General features: G+C 40.6%; 18 protein-coding genes. 9 read left to right on the top strand and 9 right to left on the bottom strand.

The window, feature by feature from the left end:
• Positions 1-82: 82 nt before the first annotated feature.
• The 3 genes from FTU75_RS11005 to FTU75_RS10995 all read right to left on the bottom strand — a co-directional run bounded on the left by FTU75_RS11005 (position 83) and on the right by FTU75_RS10995 (position 2,303).
• On the bottom strand, positions 83-658 hold the full coding sequence (locus FTU75_RS11005; RefSeq protein ID WP_078189246.1) for a xanthine phosphoribosyltransferase: 576 nt from the start codon (positions 656-658) through the stop codon (positions 83-85).
• A gap of 90 nt (positions 659-748) precedes the next feature.
• Positions 749-1,462 (bottom strand): DUF3108 domain-containing protein, encoded by a 714-nt coding sequence (locus FTU75_RS11000; RefSeq protein WP_078192434.1) that lies wholly within the window; start codon positions 1,460-1,462, stop codon positions 749-751.
• Between the two features lie 157 nt (positions 1,463-1,619).
• Positions 1,620-2,303 carry a hypothetical protein gene (locus FTU75_RS10995; RefSeq protein ID WP_078192433.1) on the bottom strand — a complete coding sequence of 228 codons (684 nt, stop codon included), beginning with the start codon at positions 2,301-2,303 and terminating at the stop codon, positions 1,620-1,622.
• Between the two features lie 258 nt (positions 2,304-2,561).
• Between FTU75_RS10995 and FTU75_RS10990 the strand changes: the two genes are divergently transcribed.
• Positions 2,562-3,419: an energy transducer TonB gene (locus FTU75_RS10990; protein WP_194087884.1), complete on the top strand. Its 858-nt coding sequence runs from the start codon at positions 2,562-2,564 to the stop codon at positions 3,417-3,419.
• Here the strand turns inward: FTU75_RS10990 and FTU75_RS10985 are convergent, their stop codons facing one another.
• The 4 genes from FTU75_RS10985 to miaB form a co-directional block, all read right to left on the bottom strand.
• Positions 3,420-3,710, bottom strand: a complete 291-nt coding sequence (locus FTU75_RS10985) for an antibiotic biosynthesis monooxygenase (RefSeq protein WP_180115964.1) — start codon at positions 3,708-3,710, stop codon at positions 3,420-3,422.
• Positions 3,711-3,773: 63 nt separating this feature from the next.
• The gene (ybeY, locus tag FTU75_RS10980; RefSeq protein ID WP_180115963.1) at positions 3,774-4,256 is read right to left on the bottom strand and encodes an rRNA maturation RNase YbeY; all 483 of its coding nucleotides are present in this window, start codon (positions 4,254-4,256) and stop codon (positions 3,774-3,776) included.
• 9 nt (positions 4,257-4,265) lie between these two features.
• On the bottom strand, positions 4,266-5,357 hold the full coding sequence (locus FTU75_RS10975) for a PhoH family protein (RefSeq protein ID WP_111885944.1): 1,092 nt from the start codon (positions 5,355-5,357) through the stop codon (positions 4,266-4,268).
• A 38-nt stretch (positions 5,358-5,395) separates the two neighbouring features.
• On the bottom strand, positions 5,396-6,853 hold the full coding sequence (gene miaB / locus FTU75_RS10970; RefSeq protein ID WP_078192429.1) for a tRNA (N6-isopentenyl adenosine(37)-C2)-methylthiotransferase MiaB: 1,458 nt from the start codon (positions 6,851-6,853) through the stop codon (positions 5,396-5,398).
• A 307-nt stretch (positions 6,854-7,160) separates the two neighbouring features.
• Here miaB and FTU75_RS10965 point away from each other — a divergent pair, with 307 nt between their 5' ends.
• From FTU75_RS10965 to FTU75_RS10945, 5 genes are all read left to right on the top strand, one after another.
• Positions 7,161-9,137 carry a lytic transglycosylase domain-containing protein gene (locus FTU75_RS10965; RefSeq protein ID WP_257223770.1) on the top strand — a complete coding sequence of 659 codons (1,977 nt, stop codon included), beginning with the start codon at positions 7,161-7,163 and terminating at the stop codon, positions 9,135-9,137.
• Between the two features lie 45 nt (positions 9,138-9,182).
• Positions 9,183-9,842, top strand: a complete 660-nt coding sequence (locus FTU75_RS10960; RefSeq protein WP_180103029.1) for a ribonuclease I — start codon at positions 9,183-9,185, stop codon at positions 9,840-9,842.
• A 170-nt stretch (positions 9,843-10,012) separates the two neighbouring features.
• The gene (locus tag FTU75_RS10955; protein ID WP_111885948.1) at positions 10,013-10,999 is read left to right on the top strand and encodes a malate dehydrogenase; all 987 of its coding nucleotides are present in this window, start codon (positions 10,013-10,015) and stop codon (positions 10,997-10,999) included.
• A 188-nt stretch (positions 11,000-11,187) separates the two neighbouring features.
• Positions 11,188-11,448, top strand: a complete 261-nt coding sequence (locus tag FTU75_RS10950) for a DUF2789 family protein (RefSeq protein ID WP_078189235.1) — start codon at positions 11,188-11,190, stop codon at positions 11,446-11,448.
• A gap of 105 nt (positions 11,449-11,553) precedes the next feature.
• Positions 11,554-11,811, top strand: coding sequence for a DUF2789 family protein (locus FTU75_RS10945; protein ID WP_078189234.1), 258 nt, complete (start codon positions 11,554-11,556; stop codon positions 11,809-11,811).
• A gap of 49 nt (positions 11,812-11,860) precedes the next feature.
• Here FTU75_RS10945 and FTU75_RS10940 read toward each other — a convergent pair whose 3' ends face one another.
• Together FTU75_RS10940 and FTU75_RS10935 are read right to left on the bottom strand one after the other, a co-directional pair.
• Complete coding sequence (locus tag FTU75_RS10940) at positions 11,861-12,388, bottom strand: hypothetical protein (protein ID WP_180055998.1); 528 nt, start codon at positions 12,386-12,388, stop codon at positions 11,861-11,863.
• A 71-nt stretch (positions 12,389-12,459) separates the two neighbouring features.
• Complete coding sequence (locus FTU75_RS10935; RefSeq protein ID WP_111885952.1) at positions 12,460-13,062, bottom strand: 2OG-Fe(II) oxygenase; 603 nt, start codon at positions 13,060-13,062, stop codon at positions 12,460-12,462.
• A gap of 114 nt (positions 13,063-13,176) precedes the next feature.
• On the opposite strand from FTU75_RS10935, the gene FTU75_RS10930 reads away from it, so the two are divergent.
• The 3 genes from FTU75_RS10930 to FTU75_RS10920 are packed head-to-tail and all read left to right on the top strand — an operon-like array spanning position 13,177 to position 16,013.
• Positions 13,177-14,034 (top strand): 23S rRNA (adenine(2030)-N(6))-methyltransferase RlmJ, encoded by an 858-nt coding sequence (locus FTU75_RS10930; RefSeq protein WP_180106962.1) that lies wholly within the window; start codon positions 13,177-13,179, stop codon positions 14,032-14,034.
• Between the two features lie 41 nt (positions 14,035-14,075).
• A complete protein-coding gene (gene pssA, locus FTU75_RS10925; RefSeq protein ID WP_180115962.1) occupies positions 14,076-14,900 on the top strand; it encodes a CDP-diacylglycerol--serine O-phosphatidyltransferase in 825 nt (274 codons plus the stop codon).
• Positions 14,901-14,936: 36 nt separating this feature from the next.
• Positions 14,937-16,013, top strand: coding sequence for a DUF6670 family protein (locus FTU75_RS10920; RefSeq protein ID WP_180115961.1), 1,077 nt, complete (start codon positions 14,937-14,939; stop codon positions 16,011-16,013).
• The last annotated feature ends 476 nt before the right edge of the window (positions 16,014-16,489 follow it).

Below are 16,489 nucleotides of genomic sequence, written 5' to 3'. Positions count from 1 at the left end.
GTGCGCTTTATGTCACCTTAATGGCAAATTTTTAGCAAAAAAAAGAACACCTGATGTGTTCTTTTTTCTTTTGAACGCAAACTTAGTCACGAACAAATTCAACTGTACCATTCGCCAGTGATTTCACACGTGCCAATGATTCAACGCGATAGCCTTTTTCAAGTAAAATATCACGACCAGGTTGGAATGATTTTTCAATCACGATACCGATACCCAATACTTCAGCACTTGCTTGATGAATAAGATCTGCAAGACCTAAAGCCGCTTGACCATTGGCCAAAAAGTCATCAATCACTAAAACTTTATCTTCAGCATTGATGTGCTTTTTAGAAATCGCGATCGTGCTTTCAGTTTGTTTGGTGAAAGAAAACACTTTTGAGCGATACAAATCATCTTTTAAGGTCAAAGATTGATATTTACGTGCAAAAATCACAGGAACACCAAGTTCAAGACCCGCCATAACTGCAGGTGCAATACCTGAAGCTTCAATGGTGATGATTTTGGTAATGCCAGCATCTTTAAATAGACGGGCAAATTCTTGACCAATTTGCTGCATCATTACAGGGTCAATTTGGTGGTTCAAGAAAGAATCGACTTTCAGAACTTCTTCAGAGAGAACGATACCTTCAGCTAAGATTTTCTGTTCCAGAGCGTGCACGGGAGAATCCTCGAGGGGCAGGTGCTTTTTAAAGCAAAAGCGTATTTTAAAAAGCACCGTGAAAAATGCAAGCGAAATTGATCAAATCAATTAATTTGTTGCACCTTTATAGCCCGTTAACAATAAACCGTAAGAGGTTTTATTGTCTTGGTGGGAAACTTTGACAGGTAGGTAATCTAGTTTTGGTGCTAACCAGAAAGTCGTTTGACGGCCTGGTTTGTCATGACGCATCACGACTTTAACGGTGTCAAAAGTTCCATAAGTGGTTTTCACTTTTTCAGTGCCTTGTTTCACGAACTTACGAGCTTCAACCTCTTTGGCATCGGCAATGTAGTAATTCGATTTCAAACCACCATTTTTTAAATCTTCACGAATTTGCAATTCAGCATTGAGTTCATCTAACACACCTGATTTCCACGCAAATGAACGCGCTTTATCATCTTTTTTGGTATTAATGGTTTTTGCGCCAGCATTAAAATTAATATTCATGGTGTTGTTGTGCACCAAAATTTTGCTGCTGCGGCTAAAGCTGTTCGAGTGAATTTGGCTGCCATTTAAACTAAAACGACTGGTTTCAGTTGCAGAGGCCATCGCACCAGCTTTTGCTGCGAAAACATACGTCCAGTTATTCCCAGATTGTTTTAGGGTACGTGTTGCAGAACCCAAGTTTTTGCCGTTGTAGTTAAATTGGTAGTTGGCTTGGAATGGACTCATGGCAAATGACTGACTTGAGAAACCAGTCAAAAGCAGTGTAGTCGATACCCCAGCAACAAGACCTAAATTTTTCAAAACTGAATGTGCCATAAGTATGGTTTTCCTATTCAATAGAAGTGTGGTGGGCTAAACCACCTGATATGTTTATTATGCGGCTGGATTGTGGAGAATCTCGTCGCAAATCCGTGCCTAATGTATATGTTGTGTAGCGTTTTATAAGCTCAAGATATCTAAGTACAGGATAAGTCTAGCTTTCCTTTTGCTTAATTGGCGTGACTTCATCGTCTTTTAAATTTGAGTCATCCCAGTCTTCTATCCGTTCTTGCGACATCTTGGTGAACAATGCGGTTAAATTAACATTACCAATCACCACCAATTCGGCCTCACGTAAAACAGCATGGTTGACATGGACTTTGCCCAATGTGTCGATAATCGATCGACTTTTACCGAGCCAACGATTCAGGTCTAAATACAGTAAATCATCTTTAACTTTGATCACATTGAGCTTTTCCAAAATCATACCCAATGGATCTTGGTTGAGTACTTTTTGATAGAACCATAACGCCATGCGCACGCCCATCTTATACAGAACATTTGGATACTTCGCTTCAATCACTTGTGTATCACTAATTTGTTCAAATACGATCAATTGGGTTTGTTTGTTGAGTTCCATCTGTACCAGTTTTAAATCAACAGAGAGTGTTATGATCAGCCCGTTATAATCCAATGTGGCATACAGTCGAAGCCAGTCATCATGCAGGTCAGCATGCAAGTCTTTGAGCATTTTCACATTATCGGTCACAAAGCGCTGAAATGTCGCATTTAAAAACACTTGAGACATTGGGAATTCACGCTCATCTTCAATAAATCCTTCAGCTTTTTGGTACACTTGGCGTATACGTTTAGCGATATTGGAAACTAGCGTTTGCATAAGAAGTGCATCCTGACAAATTATGTTTTTTAACGATGTTTATCTTGTCGATTTCTATAAAAACACAAGGTTTTGATCTTGCAGTTTAGCAAAATAAATTGCACCATTTTCATGATTTTAATTGTGCATTATCTATGTGTTGATGGATTTCTCGTTTTCATCAAAAAATGAATACGAGTTTTATTTTATACTGTTTTAAGCAGTTTGGGGAATGCGGCAAATTGTCGGTTTAATGTGATGCTGAAAAAAATAACGTTCATGCCCTTGATGAAAGAGTGGTGGAAAGATCCCATATTTGCAACTGCATTAGTGTTTGCTGCTGTGTTGCATTTGGCTTTTTTAACCATGCAATTTTCCATGCCCCAAGAGGCGGATTATAACACCAAAGAAATTGCAGTTTCTTTACGTTCTACGACGGAAAAAATTGAACATGCAGACTTTTTAGCACAAGCCGATCAGCAGGGCTCGGGGACATTCCGTGAGTCGCATCGTATGTCGAGTGACATGCCTGCACCGATGATTGAACAAAAAGCCGGTGAGCAAAAAAGTGAAGCTTTAGAACAACTGCAACAAAAGAAAGAGCTGAGCTTTGAAGACAAAGTGTTGATGACAACCTTGAGTTGGCAAAAACAAGCGGAAGAAAACAGTCGTAAAAAAGCCGTTGAGGAGTTGAATAGTCAGTTTCAGGCCAAGGCTGCGATGGTGGCGAGTATCGAAGCTCAATATTTACAACGTCAGCAAAACTTTAGCCGTCAGCAAAAAATTAAAACCATTGATGGTATTCAAGCCAAGCAAGATGTTTCTGCTGCTTACATGGAAAAATTTCGCGAAAAAGTCGAATTTTACGGTAACCGTTATTATCCTGAAGCGGCAAAACAGCAACAGCTACGCGGTGAAGTACGTTTAATGGTTATTTTGAACAGTAATGGCGGGATTCGTGCCATTCGTTTGATCGAAAGTTCAGGTTCAAACTTATTGGACGAAGCTGCAAAAACCTCTGTGCGTAAGGCGGCACCTTTTGGTTTGTTTGATGCCAAAATGAAAGACATCTCAGAACTTCGTATTGTGCGTACTTGGCGCTTCGATCCTGCAGAAGCAGAGTTTGAGGTGCGTTAATCAGTTGTGATTGCGTCGCAAAACTTCGCAGATTTCGACGCTAAAACTCGCATACCATTGGTTTTTCCCCAATTGCTGCGCGACCAGATGTTGTGCATCTTGTTGCCAAGCTCGAATGTCTTCTAATGTATTCCAGTAGGAAAGGGCGATTTCATGCTCACCTTCTGTCAGCGCTTCAAAATGTTGACAGTTAAAGTGTGTCAAGGCTTTGTCTCTAAGCTGCTGTGCATTCGAAAAATACAGCTCATCAAGCGTACGAATGCGTGCTTTAAAAATCACGATATATTGCATATTTTTCCTTCCTTGTTTTTTATGACGATAAAAAAAGCGAGCCGGAGCTCGCTTTTTGGGTTCTTAATCTCTTTCCAGATAAGGGTTATCAAACCCCAATTTGGCTAAAATCTCGATTTCCAATGCTTCCATTTCTTCAGCATCTTCATCAGAGGTTTCATGGTCGTAGCCCATGAGGTGCAACGTACCGTGTACCAGCATATGCGTAAAGTGGGTCAGGGGTGCTTTGCTTTGTTCTTGTGCTTCACGAAGAACCACAGGAATACAAATCACCAAGTCGCCAATCGGAAATGAGTCTAAAACTGCAGCCATTTCATCGGGGAGATCGCTTGGAAAAGACAACACATTAGTCGGTTTGTCTTTACCACGATATTCCAAGTTCAATTTGTGGCTTTCGTCATTGTCCACACATGCAATACCGATCTCACAATCACTTTGTGTATCGATATGACGTAAAGCTGTTTCCACGACTTTTTTGATATGCGCACGTTTCACCACCAATTCAGGTAACTGAAAATTTTGCTGCAAGGAGAGATTAAGTTTCAAAATGAATCCTTAAATGTTTTCGTCTTGATGCTGCCCATCAGCTTTAGCATCATTGTCCGCCACCAAGGCTTCCTGACGTGCTTTACGTTCTGCACGTTGTTCAGCTGTAAGGCGATGTTGTTCGCTGTCCCATCCCTCATAGGCTTCAACAATTTTTTGAACCAATTGATGACGTACCACATCACGAGAGTGGAAGCGAGTAATATGAATTTCTTTGATTTTTTCAATCACACGTAAGGCATGTGCCAAACCAGATTGTTGACCACGAGGTAAATCGACCTGTGTAATGTCGCCCGTGATTACTGCACGAGAACCAAAACCTAAACGGGTGAGGAACATTTTCATTTGTTCAGGGGTGGTGTTTTGTGCTTCATCTAAAATCACAAAAGAATGATTTAAGGTACGACCACGCATGTAGGCGAGTGGTGCAACTTCAATCACTTGACGTTCAATTAGTTTAGCGACTTTTTCAAAACCGAGCATTTCATACAAAGCGTCGTATAGCGGACGTAAGTAAGGGTCAATTTTTTGGCTCAAATCACCGGGTAAAAAACCCAATTTTTCACCGGCTTCAACCGCAGGGCGAACCAATAAAATGCGTTGAATTTCGTTACGTTCTAGCATATCTACAGCAGCGGCGACCGCGAGATAAGTTTTACCTGTACCCGCTGGGCCGATACCAAATGAAATATCGCTTTGTAAAATACGCTGTACATAGCGTTTTTGATTGGCACCACGTGGATTGATTCGACCTTTACGGGTTTGTAGATAAACATTGTCTAAACCGGTATGCTCATTTTCAGAAAAATCTTCCTGAATTTCGCGGTCAGTCTGACTGCCTTGAATCATCATGTGTAAAATGTCCGCACTAATCTGTGGATTGGTTTCGGACTCTTCATAAAGACGGTGAAGGAGACTTTCGGCTCTCTCTACCGCATCGATTTCCCCATCGACAAAAAAAGCATCTGCACGATGAGAAATTTTGACATCTAAACGTTGTTCAATTTGTTTGAGATGACCGTTATAGGCACCGAGCATGCTTTGTAAACGGTCAAGTGGAATACCAGCAAAAGTTACAGTACGTCGAATCGCTGCAGTCAAGAGAATTCCTTTAAATTGGTCTGACGATTAAGCTTACATTACGCCACGTCAGGCTCAAGATTCAAGAGTTCACCGTAAACAAACTTCAAAGTTTTAATATCTGTCACTTCAATCTCTGCAAAACGCCCAACCCATGCAGGATCACCGATAAAGCTAACCAAACGTGTATTGTCTGCAGTACCAATCAGCAAGTTCGGATCTTTGTCTGAAACAGACTCAATCAAGACACGTTGAATGGTCCCTAGCATTGCATCAGTTTTATCGATACTGGATTGTTTAATCCATTGTTGAACTTTTGCAAGACGTTCTTTTTTCACATCTTCAGGGGTTGTGTCTTCAAGTTCTGAGGCAGGAGTACCCGGACGTTTTGAGTAGATGAAACTGTATGAATGATCGAAGTCCATATCTTGGATAAATTGATAAGTTTCTTCGAAGTTTTCGTCAGTCTCACCCGGAAAGCCAATAATAAAGTCGCTAGATAAATGCATATCAGGGCGAACTTGACGTAATTTAGCAATTTTATCGATATATACATCAATCGTGTGGTTACGTTTCATGGCTTGTAGCACGTCATTCGAACCACTTTGAACTGGTAGATGCAAGTGAGAAACCATTTGCGGTAAGTCACGGTAGCATTGAATCAAGTCATCATTAAATTCAAGCGGGTGCGATGTGGTGTAACGAATACGACCAATCCCTGGAATCTCAGCAACTAAACGTAATAAGTCGGCAAAGGTACAGATTTCGCCTTCAAAAGTTTCACCACGGTAACCATTCACGTTTTGGCCGAGTAATGAAATTTCACGTACGCCTTTTTCAGCTAAAGTGGCAATTTCAGCCAATACGTCATCGAGTGGGCGAGAAACCTCTTCACCACGGGTATAAGGAACTACGCAGAATGAACAGTATTTAGAACAGCCTTCCATGATAGAAACAAAGGCTTTAAACCCTTCTACACGCGGTTCAGGTAAAAAGTCGAATTTTTCAATATCAGGGAATGAAATATCCACCAACTGAATTTTTTCTTTTTTCGGTTTGACCACTTGCTCAGTATGTTGATCAAGCATTTGCGGTAAACGGTGTAAGGTTTGTGGACCAAACACCATATCTACATAAGGTGCGCGTTTTTGAATGTTGTCACCTTCCTGAGAGGCAACACAGCCACCAACACCAATCACCAAGTCAGGATTTTTTTCTTTCAGCTTGCGCCAGCGGCCTAACTCAGAAAATACTTTTTCTTGTGCTTTTTCACGGATAGAGCAGGTATTCATCAGGAGAATATCCGCTTCTTTTGGATCGTTTGTCAGCACATAGCCGTGAGAATCACCTAAAAGGTCGCCCATACGTTGACTGTCATACTCATTCATCTGACACCCTTGCGTTTCGATGTACAGTTTTTTCACTGCTCCATCTTGAGCTGGGGTGTGCTGTGGCTGGGTAACAGTGTTATCTGGGGCAGCTTGGGCACTATTGGGGATGAAGGTTTGAACCGTCATGTAGGCTCCTAAAGGAATTTTATGAAAATCAATAACCATACGTGGCTGACAGACAATTCAATCAATTGAATTGTGCAGCTGCGGAGGTCAAAAAGGGGATTTTAAGAATGGGCAATATTTTAGCAGTAATTTACTAGAAACTTACAGCCTAAAATGACAACTCTGCCATATTGATTTATGAAGCAAAAATGTTTGAAAATTAATATTGGCTAATCATAAGGTTACATAACAGAACACAATGCAGAGTTTAGAATTATTAAACTAATTCCTAAACAAAGTTCGATGTGCTGTAACTGAGCAGAATGACATGAAAGAAGGCAAGTGGATGTTAAAACATAATTTTAAACAGAAAAATTACGCTAAATTACTTGCTTTGAGTGTCGGGCTCTCCGGAATTTCTGCGTTTGCCCAAGCCGCAGATGAGCAGTTTAACGATGCTTTACGTGCTGCGAATGCAGGCAATATTAGTTTATTACAACAATACCAATCATCCATGCAAAATGACGTTTTGGGCTATTATCCAGAATATTGGTTACTGAATAACAATTTGGCTTCACAGCCAGCAAGTGCCATTATTAATTTTGCACAGCGCTATCCAAACTCGGCAATGGCAGAAAAATTAGCCGCAGATTATGTTGAAGAAAAAGTCAAACAAGCTGATTTCGCTACAGCACAGCCTGTCTTGCAATATGTGACTAATGCTGACCGTGCTGAAACATGTGCCATGGCTCAAGTCCGCGCAAAGTCGGGCGACCCTCTGGTTTACGCAGAATTTAAAGATGTATGGTTGACCACAAACTCACAACCTGACTCGTGTACGGGCTTGGGCCGTATGATGCTGTCGAGTCCTTTAATGACTCAAGATGACCGCCATCAACGGATGTGGGGACAGTTAAGAGCGGGTCAGTCAGGACAAGCGATTGCGACTGCGCAAACCATTGGCGTGAATATTAATTTATCGCAACTCAACACCATTCAAGCCAATCCACTGAATTATTTATGGTCTGCACCCAAAGCCACAGCTGAAGATCATGCATACCTGATTTATGCGATGGGTCGCTTGGCCGATAGCGACTTAAATGGCGCGATTTCTTCGGTGAAACGTGCAGCAGAAGGCACACCAGCCGATGTACAAAAAGCCCTATACCGTAGTGTCGGGTATATCGGTGGTACAACGGTAATGAAAAATAATTTCAACCGTGAAGTTCTAAATTATCTTGATTTGAGTTATGGACTGCCTTTTAGTGCAGAAGAAGCCGAGATTTATGCGCGACAAGCCATTCGTTTTGGCGCATGGGAAAGTGTCATTCGTGCAATTGATGCGATGAGCGTTTCGCAAAAGCAGGAAGACCGTTGGCAATATTGGTTAGCACGTGCCTCTGAACAACGTGGGGATGCCTCATCTAAACGTGCGGCTAAAGAAATTTATCGCAAGCTTGCCGTTGGCGATGATTACCATAATTTGTTAGCACGTGACAAAATTGGTCAGTCTTATAACAATATTCCGTCAAATGTGCAGCCTTCGTCACAAGATGCGCAGCGTCTCAGTCAGGATATTCACTTCCGTCGTGCCTTTGCATTGCGCAATATTAATGCATCTGAAAGCTATATTAACCGTGAGTGGAACTGGGCAGTGCGTCAAGCCTATTTAAAGCATGATGATGGCATGATTCTTGCCGCAGCTAAACGTGCAACCGATATGGGGTGGTATGATCGGGCGATTTATGCGGCAGATCGAACCACTAAACAGCACAATTATGCTTTACGTTATGCTATGCCGCATCAAAATTATGTGGTGAGTCATAGTCGTAATGCAGGGATTGACCCTGCATGGGCTTATGGCTTGATGCGTCAAGAAAGTCGGTTTGTCACTAGCGCACGTTCACATGTCGGTGCCGGTGGTTTAATGCAAATTATGCCAGACACCGCAAAATTGGTGGCTCGTCAGATGGGGGAGAGTTATAACCCCGCTGCATTAACGGATATGAATACCAATATCCGTTATGGCACTTTCTATTTATCAATGATTCAACGTCAATTGAGTAATAGTCCAGTATTAGCGACTGCAGGCTACAATGCGGGTCCAAATCGTGCTCGACGCTGGCAGCCTGAGTATCAAGCGATTGCAGCGGACCAATATACGGAATCGATTCCATTAACGGAAACTCGAGACTATGTAAAACATGTGATGACCAATGCAACCCATTACGGCCTTTTATTGGGTCAGGGACCGCAATCGATTGAAAAACGAATGCAAATGATTCCATTACGGAATGCGCAATAAGCATTAAAGCAACGCGCCTGTTTTAAGGCGCAATATGGGTAAATAATGAATGCCGAATTGAACATTAGACCTGTTTATCGAATACTGACATCACTGCTCATCGGCAGTGGTGCAGGCTTTGGTGTGTCTGTGCTTTCGGCAGCACCCGTGGTTAATGGTTATGTGATGGATGTGCAAATGGTGCCAGCTGTTTGCGCCTATGACCCTTTAAAAAGTAAAAAACGTAAATGTCTGGAAGGGTATTCACTCAATATCACGGGCCTATATCCAGAAACTTCTACCCGTGATTGCACCACCAATAGTTCAGCTAAACTTTCTCCGTTGCAAGCTAAAGTGGTTGCACGGATTATGCCTGATGAAAATGCTCGCGTGGCGCTTTGGCACACTACCGGCGGCTGTGTCCCAATGAATGCCAGCCAGTATTTCAGAACCATTATTAATCATGCAGATAAGCTAAAAATTCCAGATGAATTGACTAGCCAAGAAACCCAATCCATTCAAGCCAATGTCTTACGTAATAAAATGTTGCGTATGAACAGCGGATTGGTATCCCAAAGTATTGAATTTAACTGTATGCAAACCCGTGGTGGCAGTTTACTGACCGAGATTAAAATTTGCTATAAAAACAATGGGCAGTATAAAAGTTGCCCTACGACTATTGTCGGAAATTGTCCTGCAACTTTCATAATTAAAGGTTCTTTCTAAGCTTTTTTCGGCATTTTATTTATATTTCCTATCATACTTTTGTTGAAAAGCATTCTCTTTTACATGCAAGCGTCAAAAGATTGGAGTACAATCTTTGCCGTTTATGATTATTAAGATTAGATAGAACAGCTATTTAATCATTATGACCTTCCTCAATTGGAGATAATTACATGAAGCAAGCAGTTCGTGTTGCCGTTACTGGCGCAGCTGGTCAAATCGGTTATAGCTTATTATTCCGTATCGCAAGCGGTGAAATGTTGGGTAAAGACCAACCAGTTATCCTTCAATTATTAGAAATTCCAGTTGAGAAAGCTCAACAAGCGCTTAAAGGCGTAATGATGGAACTTGATGACTGCGCATTCCCTCTTTTAGAAGGTATGATCGGTACTGATGATCCTAAAGTTGCATTCAAAGATGCTGACTACGCTCTTCTTGTAGGTTCACGTCCACGTGGTCCAGGTATGGAACGTGCTGACCTTCTTAAAGTAAACGGTGAAATCTTCATCGGTCAAGGCCAAGCACTTAACGAAGTTGCTAGCCGTGACGTTAAAGTTCTTGTTGTAGGTAACCCTGCAAACACTAACGCTTACATCGCAATGAAATCTGCTCCAGATCTTCCAGCGAAAAACTTCACAGCAATGTTACGTCTTGACCACAACCGTGCGTTAACTCAACTTGCTCAAAAAGCGGGTGTTGCAGTTTCTGACATCAAAAACATGACTGTTTGGGGTAACCACTCTCCAACAATGTATGCGGACTACCGTTTTGCAAATGTAAACGGCGAAAGCTTAAAAGACAAAATCAACGATGCTGCTTGGAACAAAGACGTGTTCCTTCCAACTGTTGGTAAACGTGGTGCTGCGATCATCGAAGCACGTGGTCTTTCTTCTGCTGCTTCTGCTGCAAACGCTGCAATCGACCATATGCGTGATTGGGCGCTTGGCACAAACGGCGAATGGGTAACTATGGGTATTCCTTCTGACGGTTCTTACGGTATTCCTGAAGGCGTAATGTTCGGTTTCCCTGTAACTTGTGAAAATGGCGAGTACAAAATCGTTCAAGGTCTTGAAATCGACGAATTCAGCCGTGAACGTATCAACTTCACTCTAAACGAGCTTGAAGAAGAACGTGCAGCAGTTGCTGACATGGTTAAATAATTTAATTTTTTAAATTAAATTATAAAAAGGCACTCCATTTGGGGTGCTTTTTTTATGGCCTGCGAAAAATACCACGCTTAATTTTTGAACAAAAAATAACACGTTGAGATGCTGTTGCAACTGACAAAGTCAAATAAACAGATAACTATAAAGATGAGAGAAATGTTATAGGCTTGAGGAGAACGGCAATGTTTGATCAACAACCGACGTTGGAACTATTTTTTGAACAATTGGGGTTGGATGCCAGTCCGGAAGGCATCGATCAATTTATCGAAACGCATCAAATCACCATGGATGTTCCATTGCATGAAGCGCCATTTTGGACGAAGTCACAGCGTGACTTTATTATCAGTCATTGGAAAAAAGATGATGACTGGGCCATGGTGGTCGATATTTTAAATGAACAATTGCATACAGAACATAAGCTTTCAGGATCATGCAAAATCTAAATACAATTTGAAACAACAAACCTAGTTTTATCGCTAGGTTTTTTTATCAGCATCATATAAGTTAATTAAATAATAAATGACAGATTAGTTGATAAGGAGGGCGAGATGCTCAATCAAAATAAACCATCCTTAGCTTTATTGTTTTCTCAATTGGGGTTAGCCAGCAGTCCAGCTGCGATCGAGTTATACGTACGTACGCATCAGCTTGCCGCAAGTGAAAATTTACATGATGCGCCGTTTTGGAATAAAGCACAGCGCGACTTTCTAATCAGCCATTTAGTACAAGATGATGATTGGGCCATTTGGATTGATGAGCTGAATCAACAGTTGCATATGGATGCATATAAGCTACAACCAGCATAGATTTCACTTCTCCATAAATAAAAAACACCTCTTCGGAGGTGTTTTTTATTTAGTGCAGTTTACTTTGGCGTAATTCTAAAAACCAAGTTTCTTGGCGATAAGGATTAAATGCAGGATGCTCAAGTAATGTGGTGAGTTTGAATTCTTGAGATTTGCTGTATTTATATAACCAGTGGCGGGTTAACGCAGGTTCTTGTTTTACTGCAGAGGCATAGGCCAAATAGAAGTAGATGTCGCCATGTTCAGCTTTGGACATCGGTTTCATAATCTGCTGGGTAATCAGGGCATAGCGCTGCTCTTTGGTGATTTCAAAAAATACCATATAGGCTTTGGCTAAATGCACAGACAAATTGATGTATAGCTCAATCGGCATTTCTTCAAATTCAATCCGGCTTTGCTCAAGTAGAACAATGGCTTCTTGCAGAAAATACACTTGTTCTTGATGGTTCTTACTTAAATTAACCAATTGCAGGCGTAAGTCTGCACGCTCAAGAGCAAGTTCAGGGCTGTTGCCTTGTAGAAATAATTGATCGGTTTCGCCAATACGCTGAATAATTTTATGACTGTTTTGACGCATCGGGTACATCCTCATCTATGAATGACTCATATATGAGGATAGTTTAAGGGATTTAAAGGAGGAATCTCGAATTACCACATCGAGTTGTCATTACGTAGCCAAGCCGTAATCGATAAACGTTGATGTTTTGCTTCGAGTACCTCGTGTAATAGGTCACTTTGGAATAACGCAATGCGATTCGGTTTAGGTTCTAAAATATGCCAAACATCATTCTTATCTTGTAAGCGCAATTCACCGCCCCAGTCAGCTTGCCAATATTCATGCAAATAATAAACCGCTGAAATGACACGTCCATTTTTGCCTTGAGGATTATCTTTGTGTAGTGCATAAAACTCACCTGCGTTATAACAAGCAAAATGTGCTTCGACTTCGTGAATGTTAGAAAAAAATGCGCGATTAAATTGTTCTGATAAATGTTCTAAGGCTTGAACGTGTTCTTGTGCGACATCTAATGTGTCGTTAATCCATAAAATATGATCACTTCTAATTTTACTGATGACCCCATTTTGTACGGCTGCATCCCTAAATTTATTTAAATTTGACATACATTCTTCAACAAGTGCATGTATATATTCAGCAGGATAAGCGTCATCAATAATGCTAAACCCGTGTTGATCTAAATCATCGAGGATTTGATCAACCGGCCAAGACTTTGGGAGAAAGGCTGTTTCCATATACGATCCATAAAGTTGTGGAAAAAAAGGTGACGTATTCTAGAGCAAGAATAGCATCGGAATGAAACTATTTTTCATGCTAAAATGTCCGTTGATATCAGGAATTAAAGAAACATGAATTACCGTCACCATTTCCATGCAGGCAACTTTGCCGATGTGATGAAGCACGTTTTGCTGCTTCAATTATTAAGTCGACTGAATGCAAAAGATAAACCTTATCGCTATGTAGATACACATGGTGGTGCAGGTAAATATGATCTTTCGACCTCTGAAGCACAGAAATCAGGTGAGTTTTTAAATGGTATTCATCGTTTAGTTAAGCTCGATGATTCGATTAAACGCAATGCGCCTGAAGGTGTTCAACAATATTTAAAAGTTGTTGAAAAAATGCGTGAAAACTTTGGCAAAGGCGCTTATCCAGGCTCTCCGTGGTTCGCACTTGAAGGCATGCGTGAAACTGATAAGGCAACGATTTTTGAAATGCAGCGCGATGTATTCCAACAATTGCGCCACAATATTTTTGATAAACGTGCAGGCTTGCATGAGCGTGATGCTTACGAAGGTTTACTGGCTGTAATTCCACCAAAAGAAAAACGTGGTTTGGTCATGATTGACCCGCCTTACGAATTAGAACGTAAAGATTTTCCACAGCTTGTAGAATTGTTGGTGGCTGCTTATAAAAAATGGCCGACAGGCGTTTTTGCGGTATGGTATCCAATTAAAGACCGCGCGATGATTGAACGTTTTGAAAAGAAAATGTACAAAACCGGCATTCGTCGTCAGTTGGTTTGCGAAATTTGTGTATGGCCAGATGACACTCCAGTCGGACTAAATGGTTGTGGTTTATTGGTGATTAACCCACCTTGGAAATTCTCTGAAGATGCGGACGAAGCATTACAATGGTTGTTCCCACATCTTCGTATGAATGAAAATGGTGGTCATGCAGCCGTACGTTGGTTGGTTGGCGAATAATTTTAAACTTGAAAAAGAAAGGTCACAGTTAGGATCGAATAATGACAAATACAAATAAACCTGAGCGGGAAATTTCTTCAAAGGATGAAAATGCATTTGATGGCATTACATTTGAAGTTGAAGAAGAGGAGCATACCCATGAAGGGCATAAAGTGAAACGTCGTGGGATCTATCTGTGGCCAAACTTGATTACAACTGCAGCGTTGTTATCCGGCTTTTATTCAATAATTGCCAGTATGAATGGTGAGTTTCAACAAGCCATTTATGCCATTTTCCTTTCAGCATTATTTGATGGTTTGGATGGACGTGTCGCACGTGCTATCGGCGCACAAAGTCCTTTTGGTGAACAGTTTGACTCCTTATCAGACTTGCTAGCATTTGGTGTTGCACCTGCCATTTTAATGTATAGCTGGAGTCTAAATGACTTAGGCCGTATTGGCCTGGCAGCATGTTTTGTTTACACCGCATGTGCAGCCTTCCGTTTGGCACGTTTTAACGTACAAATTGGGGTTGTCGATAAACGTTATTTTATTGGTGTTGCAAGTCCACTCGCAGCCGTTATGATTATTTCATTGGTATGGGTAGGTATGGATATCCCTGCGGTCTTCGACTTACGCGAAACAGGTATTCAGATTTTTAATGCGGTAGTGATTATTGCAGTGGGTCTATTGATGATCTCAAATGTAAAATACTATTCATTTAAAACTGTGGATCGTCGCCGTGTTCCATTTGCGGTTTTGCCAATCATAGTCTTCATTTTAGCTGCTGTAACGTATAATATTCCAATGGGTATTTTAATTATTTCAGTAATTTATGCATTGTCTGGCTTTGTCACAACCTTAATGGCAAAAAAGGCTGAAGCATGAGTTAAAACATGAAATAAAAATGAAAAGGAGCTTGATATGCAGATATTTCAAGATTTCTTGGATCAATCAAGACGACTGAATCAAGCTCCAGATTTACAACATAAAAAAATAAATCTACATGCGCCGAATACGCCATATCCTTCAGTCCATTATGGACTTTGTCTACCGAATCTTCCTGCGCCCTTACATTATCTTAACTTTATGAGTTGGCTGGGGCAGCCTCAGATTCCCGCTTTTCAAAATCCTGTGTCCATTCAACAAGACGAACTCAATACAGCCACAGTATTGACCAGTGTGAGCGGTCATATGGTTGGGCAATTACAATCATATTCCATCAAAGACGACTGTAGTCTGAGTGATACCGTCTTTAAATTTAGAGATAAAGAGCAGATTGGTTGGGATGGAGCGGTATTTCAAATCCATCGAGAAGATACTGAACTCAGTTTAGATTTGTCCGTGCAAACTACCAGTATTTCTTCTTGTTTAATAAAATTAAGATTAGGTCTTGCTGAATATTGGTCGGTGATGTGCCAATGTGAAGGTCAAATCAAATTTCAGGGCCAGATGTATGATGTAAATCAGCTGGCGGTATTATCCTATGCACAAATACGCAAGTTCCCATATTTACCTTTAGCATTTTATACCCATCAGGTGATTAACCTTAGTCGACAACGTCAAATTATCTTTATGCAAACGCGAGACCGTTATAACAATATTTTGAGTTCACGTTTATATCTAAGAGATTTAAATCAGCAGCAAGTGTTTATGGCAGACCAAGGCGTGTTCTTTAAAGTCATGCGCGTTTATCCTGTGGTTAAAACCCCCAATTTGCAAAAAATGTATTTGCCACGTGAATTTGAATGGATTTACCAAAATGACAAACTAAAAATACATATACAAGCGCAGAGCCGTGGGGATTTTAAATTTGGACTCGGCGCTGGCTATGCAGGAAGCTTTAACTATCAAATTAAAATTAACGACGAAATCGAGTGTGGGGAGGGTGGCTACTGTGAATATGTAGATTGTCGAGCTTTAAAATGGCAAGAAAAGAATGAAAAAGATAAATTAACGGACAAATATGGAAATATTGTCCCTTTTATGCTCAAAAAATAGTAAAAAAACTTAATTTAGTAGAATAAATAAACAAACGTAATGAAAAATTAAAAATAAATGGAAAAGGGTGTTGCAACGGATGTGAAATGCTGTAGAATGCACATCCATCGGCGGTGATGAAGATTAAAACTTCTGATAAAACAATGACTTGGTTGAATTGATTAAGTTGGGTTTTATTTGATAAGTTTAAAAATAATTTGAATTACCAGTTGACTCTTTAGAAATAAAGAGTAATATAGCCGACCTAGCTTGCTGGTGACGAACCAACAAGAAGATCATTAAGAGATTATGAAGAACAACTTGTGTGGATTTTTACTGGTTGATTGATCGAAATTATTTTCATTGATTAATGGTAGAAATTACTCGAAGTTTATTTGAGCAAATTTTTGTCAGTAATTGATGAGCCAAGATTGGTACACTATATGTACTATTGATTTTAAACTGAAGAGTTTGATCATGGCTCAGATTGAACGCTG

It is taken from the genome of Acinetobacter sp. YH12140, assembly GCF_013418475.1.
Lineage (GTDB): Bacteria > Pseudomonadota > Gammaproteobacteria > Pseudomonadales > Moraxellaceae > Acinetobacter > Acinetobacter amyesii.
This window is presented reverse-complemented; position numbering and strand designations above follow the sequence as displayed.